Here is an 8,596-nt window from a genome sequence, read left to right on the forward strand (position 1 = left end):
TTGCTGGTTTCATCCGCAGCGATCAACGATTGATGAAACGTAGCAGACTTAGCACAAGAGCTTTCGATCGCCCTGCAATTCGCAGGGGCATTGGCGGCATCACCGTCCGTTCGTGGCACGTTTGAGACATGCCGAATGCGTCGGGCGATGTCCGAGTTTGAGGGCAAAGCGGAAAACATACGCTCGCACTGAGTTCTTCTCAGTTTGACCCAGAGCGGTCCTGCATGTGGCTGTCGCGCGTGCGGTCTTCGTCCTGATCCCGCCCGGCAAAAACTAACCATCTCAGTAGTCGATCAGCGTGGCGGCTACGCTGGACGAAAACTGGGACCTCAGAGGATCAATATCACTCGTGCGGAGTTAATCGGACAGGAGTGTGTGTTTATGAGGAGATTCGAAATGTACACGCGCGTTCTCGGGCTCACGATGTCTGCTCTTATTCTGGCATATGGCGCTGTCGGTGCGATTGCACAGGAGCGAATGACGCTCAAGCCAGATCAGCAACAAACGCAATACCATCCCATGGGCGAGGAAGGCACCGGCACGATGGGGCAAGGAATGATGTGCCGCGGCATGATGGGCCGCGGGATGACGGGTGGCGGCATGATGGGTGGCGGTGCGATGGGGTCCCCGATGATGTTCCGCATGATGTTCGCTCTGATGGACGATGGCGACGGGGAAATTTCATTGCAGGAGTTTCAGGCGGCTCATGAACGAATTTTCAAGGCAATGGACCGCAACAAGGATGGCCAGTTGACCCAGGAGGAGATGCAAGCGTTCATGCAGGGAACCAGAAGGTCGGCTCCGCAGCCGTAGCCAGCTCGGGCCGATCTCTTCCAGGCCGCTGGACTGACGTCTAGCTTTGTCTGACCGCGCCCAACTCTGACATCCGAAATCGCAATTGCAGTCGATCCGCGTCCCCTGGTTGTTCGGCCCGCTCTCGAAAAGGCACGGCGAGCTCCGGTTGGGGTCGCCGGAATCGCTACGGGGCCAGAGAGCGATCGGGGGACCGAACCGTTAGACAAGGCGGACCTGATGGATGCCGGCATGAACTTCGCCGGCGTTCGGTTTACCCAAAGTCTTGTAGTGACGGAGATACTCCTGCGCCATCCACCTAGTGGTAAACCTTTTCTCGAAATGCCTGCGCACCTGCCGCCGATCGAGTTCTGAAAGTCTTCCGATCGCTTCAACAGCTTCTGCTTCCCCCGGCACGACAAAGCCGGTTATGCCGTCGTCGATGACCTCCGGCACTGAGCCGGACTTGAAGGCAATGACGGGCGTGCCGCAGGCCATGGCTTCGATCATGACGAGACCGAACGGTTCTGGCCAATCGATAGGAAACAGTAACGCAGCCGCGCCCGCCAGAAACTGACGTTTCGTTTCATCATTGACCTCTCCGGTGAGCTGGACTTGCTCCCCGTCGATCTGCGGCTCGAGCTGCTCCTTGAAATAGTTTCGTTCGCCCCGCGGTACCTTTGCGGCGATACGAAGCGGCATTTTGGCAGCGCGCGCGATCCGGATGGCGGCTTCCGGTCCTTTCTCGGCCGTCAACCGGCCAGGAAGGCGAGATAGGAGCCGCGCTCGAACGAAGGTCTGAACAGGTCGGCCGGCAAGCCGTGGTAAACCGTGCCCAGCCAGTTTGCCTCATTCAGGGGGAGGCGCTGATTATCCGATATCGAAACGAAGGGCGCGTCGGGAAAGCGGCGGATTACATCCGAAAAGCCCGGCAAGTCCATGCGTCCATGGCAGGTTGTCAAAAAGGGCACGCCAAGTCGGCTCAGGAGCGGCAGGTGCACCCAATCAATATGCGTGTGAATGACGTCGAATTCGGCCGCGTGCCGGGCAACCGCTTCCAACAGCGCTGCCGTGGCAGCCATCGGGTCCGTCCGTGGGCGGCCGAGGCGAAGAGCCCGAGGCCAGACTGCATGGAGCCGGGCGGAGGTCTTCGAATTCCCGCTGGCGAACAGCGTCACCTCATGCCCCAAGCTTACTAGTTCATCGACCAGCCACGCCACCACACGCTCGGTGCCGCCGTAAAGCTTGGGAGGAACACTTTCGGCCAGAGGCGCTACCTGAGCAATTCGCATCGGCTTTCCACCATTGAGGTATCAGGGGCTCTCGAATCCAAACCGGTCAGACCACCGGCCGTTCGTATTTGGACAGCAGGTCGAGCCAATCCTCTAATAGCCGGCTCATCAAAAAAGTTCTGCCGCACGCTTTCTTTCGCTCGCGAACCGATCTGCTGCCGGAGGCCGGGATCCTTCAAGAGCTGGACCATTCTTGCGGCCGCCTGATCGGGCGTACTCACAAGAAACCCGTTCCATTCGTCCTTGATCTGGTGCCGGATGCCTCCCACGTCGCCGCCGATGACGGCGGCGCCCTTCCACATTGCCTCGGTCACCGTGAGACCGAAGCCTTCGCGGGTCGACTTCTGCAGGACGACAGCGGCAGATCGCTGCAGCGCATTCACCAAGGTCGGATCATCGACCGCAAGAACAATGATGCTTTCGTCGGCAACACTCTTGATCGTCTCGAGGATTTTCCCGCCCTCCGGATCGTCAGAGGCGTTGTTGCCCACGAGCCTACAGTCGGCCTGCTCTCTTGCCTTTCGGAAGGCCTCAATCACGCCCATCGGATCCTTCCATCGATCGAATCTGGAAATCTGCGCCACCAATGGACGATCTGTCGGAATTTTGTAGTTGCCCAGGAATTCTCCTATCTCTCGATCGGACAGATCGCGGTTCTTCGCAGAGAACGGATCGATCGCCGGAGTGACGAACCGCTGGTCAACCCGAAGATCCTTGCTGTATTCGGGGAGCGAGAAGATAGCGGCGTTATATTGCTCGATGAACTGCCGCAGATAGGTCCATGCCGGCGCATACGGCGATGAAAGATCGACGTGGCACTGCCAGAGCCACGGCATTTCCCGATCGGAAAAATGCGTGATGAGCGGCAGCGGCTGAGGATCGTGCACGATGATCGCGTCGCATTCCTCAAGATGAAGCCGCGTGGCATTTTCGAACACGACCTGTTCGTAGATCGTCTTTTCGGCGTCCGAAAAATCCAGGCTCTCGCCTTGCAACGTATTGTGAATTTTCTTAGTGCAGCCGAAGTAGCCCGGCGTTCCCTGAATCAAGTGCCAGTCGGTTTCGATGCCTGTTGCATTCATCATCAGAGTTAGCGGCGTTAGCAACTCGGTGACGCCACCGCCATAGAACGTCGAACTAATGTGGGCGACGCGCATCGTGCGCACCCGATCGGCCTTCGCGGCTATCCGCTCGATCGTCGCCCCGCCGATCAACGGCTCGTAATGTTCAAGCGAATGAAGGCCGAGGGTCGATCGTTGAATGGCGGAACTCAGCATGGACATCGAGGGGTCACCCTTACAGTTCTCGAGTGCGGGAAAGTGGCCTCGTCGGGGTTTACAAATTCCGCAAATTTGCAACGGCACAGTAAAGTTGATCAGCGCCCCTCCAGGACGCTTCTTCCACTTTTTCCATTGGCAATAAGTCCGAAAGCGCCAAGAAGTTGCTCCGGCTGGAGTTCGGTCGCGAATTGCACTAGATGAACGTTTGTTCATCGTGCTTTGGACGAGTAATGAGCTGCTCGAAACTATGGATCCGGATCGCCTGATTTCTTGGCGCTCTGAGCTACTGCGGCGACTGAGCCGCGGACCTGACCAAATCGAGATCCGCCGTGGGGTGCATGCCGCCCGGCGAAACGATGCGTACGCTCGGATGCGATTGGGTGCGACTTGATCTAAGCCGTTGCCATCGCGGCCGCGCGAGCGTCGCACCGACAGGTTTCCCAACTTGGCGATTCTGTTACCGTTGAACCTCGGGCGATCCGGAAACTTCCGAGGGCAACGTGAGTTGCCGTCAGTGGTCACGCCTGTTGGAGTTGGAGGATGGTCGATGAAGTTCTTCGAAAGGCGGTCGATACGGCTTGGACCGTCTATCTGGCGACGCATGGCGACGTCGACGTTGCGGACGCTCGACGATGCCTACTGGAGCGCCATTTGCAAGGGAAGTTGGAGGCCAGCCAAAGCGAGACTGAAGAACTCACGTGTTCTGGACTCGCCTATCTTGACCGGCTTCCCAAGGACGAATGATGAAGCGGATAGAGTTACTGCTCGAACAGATAACAGCAGGAAGCGCGAGACCGATTGGACGTTGTCGCCCTTTCATCGCTGCTCTCAGCGACGCTGGTCTTGGCGATGCAATCGATTTAGTAGGTGACCCTTCTCCGCTTATTTGGGGAAGACCGGAATTGACCGGCGCACGCTAGCGCTCTAGATGGTCGTGGTGTCCGACCTGCTCGGCGCTGCGGTGCCAATCTGTAGCGCAGAGCGTTGCCCGCCCACGGCATCGGCTCCTCCATCCCAATTTTCTTCCCTGGCACGGTCTGCAAGCCGGCGAGCGTTCCCACAGTGACCGCGCCGGAGCACCTTGCCCATGGTGTAAACCCGGATGATGGGGATACCCCGCCCCGCATGCCAAACGGTTTTAAGACAGACGGCGAGGACGATGGCTCGCGTCACTGAAAAGAGATCCAGAAGTGACGATCACGCACTCGAGGAGCTGGTTTCTTATTCCGCAGCCATGACCGCGGCCTTTCGGTAGTGTCCGTTTGAAATCTGAACTTTTGTGCTCAGGACTTGCGTTTTCTCAAAACGCAACGTGAAGGGGCGGTTAAAACTACACAACTGGGCGCGCCCCACTGCCCCGTCCAAGCCGCCCAGTGTGAACCCCGCCCGCCCCAGTGCCGGGCGGGGTTCTCTTGCATTATAATCTTTAAGATCCGGGAACGAGCGACAATGCTTTTGATTATTGGCCCGTGTCTCTGGAGACCCCAGAGACACTAACTTGAACGGCCTCAGTCGTCCGGCGCGGCTGACTGATGCCTGGGACGGGCCCCTGGATGAAGTGCGCACTGTATGACGACTGCGGCTGGGTGTGTGAATTCCACCCGGCCAGACCTTGGCAGGGTGATCGCGCCTGCGACTGCGGCGGCACCGGGGTGCCATGCCCATGGTGCAACCCGGCTGATAGCGAAAACCCGCCACGATTGCCGAAGGGTTTTGAGGCCGACATCGATGACGAGGGCTTCAGTCACTGACGAAGGCTACCACGCCAGGTCGTCGACCCCTCTTGCGGCTGCTGCCCACCTTCTTCACGGCTTTCTTTACGGCAGCTTTGGATTTGCGGGACTTCTTTGCCGCATACCCGACCTCATAGTCCTGCCCGCCTGCTACGCGCGCGCGGTCCTGTTTACGTCCGCGACTGGTTTGCTTTTTCGCCATCCCGCTCCCCTTTGTTTCACTGCAACGTGTGACAAAGACGTGAGTTCCGTCGATCATTAAGACCCCGTGGCAGGCCGGAACGAATCCGCAGGTCGCCGTCTTGAATCCCCTTTTCTGTGGCGCGGAGTTTGTTGTGGCGTTTCAGCGAAGGAAACCGGCGGCCATCGGGGTGAAAGGCACCTTTCCCCGGATTCATTGAGCCAGCGCTGGCCTCATCGGTCGACAAGGTGCCGTCCGGCAAACGATGGATCCATGAAATCAAGTTCGACGGTTATCGCGTTCAGCTTCACATTCATAACGAGGATGACCCAAAGGTCTTCACGCGTCGCGGCAACAACTGGACGAAGCGTTTCAAGAAAATCGCCGATGACGCATTCCTGATCAATGCGGGAACGGCCATCATCGATGGTGAAGTCGTGGTGCCGGCTGTCAATGGGGTTACCGATTTCTCGGTGCTTCAGAACGAACTGCGCGGGAAGTCAAAGAAGATTGTCATGGTCGCATTCGACTTGCTCTATCTCAACGGATTTGATCTGCGACAACTCGCCTTGATCGAACGAAAAGCAATGCTGAAGAAGCTAATCGCGAAGACCGCGATTCAATTCAGCGAAAGTTTCGAGATCGAGGGTCGGGAAATGTTCAAGCACGCATGCACCATCGGGCTGGAAGGCGTGGTTTCAAAGGTGCGAGACAGCCGGTACACGTCGGGGCGCGGTAACGATTGGGTGAAGGTGACGTGCCAGCAGCGCGAGACGCTGCCGATTGCCGGCTTCGCCATCAAAGAAAATGAGTTCGATGGCATTTACGTCGGGCGCCACAAAGGAAACCAACTGATCTACGCTGGAAAGGTTGACCATGGCTTCGACACTGCATCAGCAAAGGACGTTCAGGCCCGGCTCAAACCCCTGATCCGCAAGACCCAACCCTACGCCAAAAAGATCGCACACAAGGGCATATGGGTTGAACCGTCATTGGAGGCGGAGATCGAATACCGCGCCAAGTCGGCCGAAGGCAAACTGCGCCATCCGTTCTTCAAAGGTATCCGGGAGGATTTATGATGCGCGCCACGTCAGCTTTGAACGGGATGTCTTTTACTGAACCTTTCGCTGCACCGCCAGTTGAAAAAAGAACCTCTCGAAGGATTGACCATGCGCCTTGCACTTGCAGTGTTCTGTCTTGTCATTTGGACAACTATGGTTACGGCCCAGACAAAGAGCGAAGACAAAAAGCCGGGCGACTCGACCTACAGCACTGGACGCACAGTGCTGCCAGACAACAAGGGCCAGTTGCAGCCCCAAGGATGGACCGGGCCGCTCTCGACCGGCTCAGAGAACGCGCCAGCGGAAAGTCCACAGGGAGGCACGCCACCGCCCATGCAGCCTGCGCCTGGCGGCGCGTCCAAGTCCATTGTCGATCCCTCGCCCGCTGGACGGTAACACAGACAAATTCCGCATGTCCGGCTGTCCTCGACACGCGGGCTGAACCGATCTTCCCACGGCGGGTTATAGCCATATGCCCAGCCAGGAGCTATCGCCCACTCTCCACCCCATGAAGGACTTCAATCCTTCTGAGCCGGCCATTCTTCATGATGAGAGATCAGATACGATCATTTCCTGTAGCGGTGAAGAAGCCGATGCCTTCCGATGCAGCCACGTCGAGCGGCAGGATGGGACCATCGCCTGGAACGGTTTCGTGTTTGACGGTTGGGGAAACGTGCTTGGCGGCTAAAGGCGTATGTCAGGACAAATGGTCTCGAAAGCTCCGGGCCGGACAATCTCCTCGGTCGCCCAGACACTGGCCAGCTGCACAGTGTCGTCCGACGCAGCGCTGCTTTATCGACTTGAAAATGTTATGCATCAACTGAACCGCACCGACAGCTTGGTCATCGGCGGCGGGCCCGCCGGCTTGACGGCGGCCATCTACCTTGCGCGATACCGGCGCAAGGTAGTTGTGATCGATGGTGGCGAAAGCCGAGCGGCGCTGATCCCGGAAACCCACAACTATCCGGGTTTCGCGGATGGAATTGCGGGGCCGAAACTATTGGATGCGCTCGCAAAGCAGGCTAAGACCTATGGCGTCGCGGTTATTAACGACCGGGTTTCGGATTTACAAAAAGCCGAAGCCGGTTTCCTGGCGAGATGCTCACAAGCGAACATTTCGGCACAACGCGTAGTTCTTGCGACGGGCCTGGTGGACCGCAAGCCTCCCATTCCGGGGCTGAAAGAAGCCATCGATCACGGGGCTATCAGGTATTGTCCAATATGCGACGGGTTCGAGGCATCCGACCTGCGCATCGGCGTGTTGGGCCACGCTGCAGACGCTGCCAGCAAGGCGCTCTTCCTGCGTACTTATTCAAAGGACGTCGCCTTGCTTACTTTGGACGGCAAGGCGGCGAGCGAGGCGGTGTGTCGCAATTTGGCGGAGGCCTCCATCCGCCTTCCTGCGGCGCATGTGGTGGCTTTCGAGCGCCTGAACGAACGGATGGTCGCAGTGATGAGCGACGGAAGCCACGAAAGCTTTGACGTCATCTATCCCGTCTTGGGATGTGACGTCCGCTCACGACTGGGCACAAAACTTGGAGCGCGCCATAACACTCTCGGCTGCCTCGAGGTCGACGTGCATCAGCAAACTATCGTGAGTGGTCTCTACGCCGTGGGAGACATCGTTTCGGACCTTCACCAGATCGCGGTCGGAACAGGCCATGCGGCCGTCGCGGCAACGCATATCCACAATAGCTTGCCGCGTAACTTCCGCTGATACCGGCCAAGCATCGTAATTTGTCCTCCACGCCAGTCAAAATGTATGGCATCACGGCTTCATGACTACCTTGATGCAGCCGTCCTTTTTGTCGCGAAATGTCTTGTAAAGCTCGGGTCCTTGCTCCAGCGATGCCCGATGAGTGATAACGAAGGATAGGTCGATCTCACCCTTTTTAATCCGGTCCAACAATTTTGGGAGATAGCGTTGCGCTGGGGTTTGTGCCATTCGGAAAGTCATGTCCTACGTAAAAGCGGCCACTCCCGCGCGCCGTGCTGCACCTGGACGCAGCCTTGGCGGAACTCGTTTTATGGCGTTGGGCAATCCTTCGAGCGATATCGCCCCGCCGTTCTCATCTAATATGACGGAGTTATGAAACGATGCCGGTTCATGGGCGTTTGCCTTACATCGAGGCAACATGCTGTTTTCCGGCTACATATTCGACGTCGAGGGCACGCTGGTGGACAGCGTGCGGCAGAACCTGCTGAGCCTTCAGGAATCCTTGGACGACTTCGGGGTCACCGTTCCGTACAACGTTCT

The 8,596-nt window shown here is 57.8% G+C and carries 5 protein-coding genes and 3 pseudogenes; 4 read left to right on the forward strand and 4 right to left on the reverse strand.

Annotated features, from left to right (window positions below; translation table 11 throughout):
• Positions 1–396: 396 nt before the first annotated feature.
• Complete coding sequence (locus N554_RS41305) at positions 397–813, forward strand: EF-hand domain-containing protein (RefSeq protein WP_029586761.1); 417 nt, start codon at positions 397–399, stop codon at positions 811–813.
• Between the two features lie 201 nt (positions 814–1,014).
• Here N554_RS41305 and N554_RS36675 read toward each other — a convergent pair.
• A pseudogene (locus tag N554_RS36675) lies at positions 1,015–2,084 on the reverse strand (glycosyltransferase family 4 protein).
• Complete coding sequence (locus tag N554_RS36680) at positions 2,066–3,577, reverse strand: glycosyltransferase (protein ID WP_197033798.1); 1,512 nt, start codon at positions 3,575–3,577, stop codon at positions 2,066–2,068. Before N554_RS36680 ends, N554_RS36675 begins: the two are co-directional and overlap by 19 nt.
• A gap of 327 nt (positions 3,578–3,904) precedes the next feature.
• Between N554_RS36680 and N554_RS0129615 the strand changes: the two genes are divergently transcribed.
• The gene (locus N554_RS0129615; RefSeq protein ID WP_029586762.1) at positions 3,905–4,108 is read left to right on the forward strand and encodes a hypothetical protein; all 204 of its coding nucleotides are present in this window, start codon (positions 3,905–3,907) and stop codon (positions 4,106–4,108) included.
• Positions 4,109–5,104: 996 nt separating this feature from the next.
• Here the strand turns inward: N554_RS0129615 and N554_RS0129620 are convergent.
• The gene (locus tag N554_RS0129620) at positions 5,105–5,299 is read right to left on the reverse strand and encodes a DUF3606 domain-containing protein (RefSeq protein WP_029586763.1); all 195 of its coding nucleotides are present in this window, start codon (positions 5,297–5,299) and stop codon (positions 5,105–5,107) included.
• 133 nt (positions 5,300–5,432) lie between these two features.
• Between N554_RS0129620 and ligD the strand changes: the two are divergent.
• Together ligD and N554_RS0129635 are read left to right on the forward strand one after the other, a co-directional pair.
• A pseudogene (gene ligD, locus N554_RS0129625) lies at positions 5,433–6,357 on the forward strand (non-homologous end-joining DNA ligase).
• Between the two features lie 793 nt (positions 6,358–7,150).
• Complete coding sequence (locus N554_RS0129635) at positions 7,151–8,056, forward strand: NAD(P)/FAD-dependent oxidoreductase (RefSeq protein WP_029586766.1); 906 nt, start codon at positions 7,151–7,153, stop codon at positions 8,054–8,056.
• Positions 8,057–8,107: 51 nt separating this feature from the next.
• Here the strand turns inward: N554_RS0129635 and N554_RS42470 are convergent.
• Positions 8,108–8,296 (reverse strand): annotated as a pseudogene (locus N554_RS42470) (glutathione-dependent formaldehyde dehydrogenase); the annotation flags it as partial.
• Positions 8,297–8,596: the final 300 nt, after the last annotated feature.

The sequence above is a fragment of the Bradyrhizobium sp. URHD0069 genome (assembly GCF_000701345.1).
Classification (GTDB): domain Bacteria; phylum Pseudomonadota; class Alphaproteobacteria; order Rhizobiales; family Xanthobacteraceae; genus Bradyrhizobium.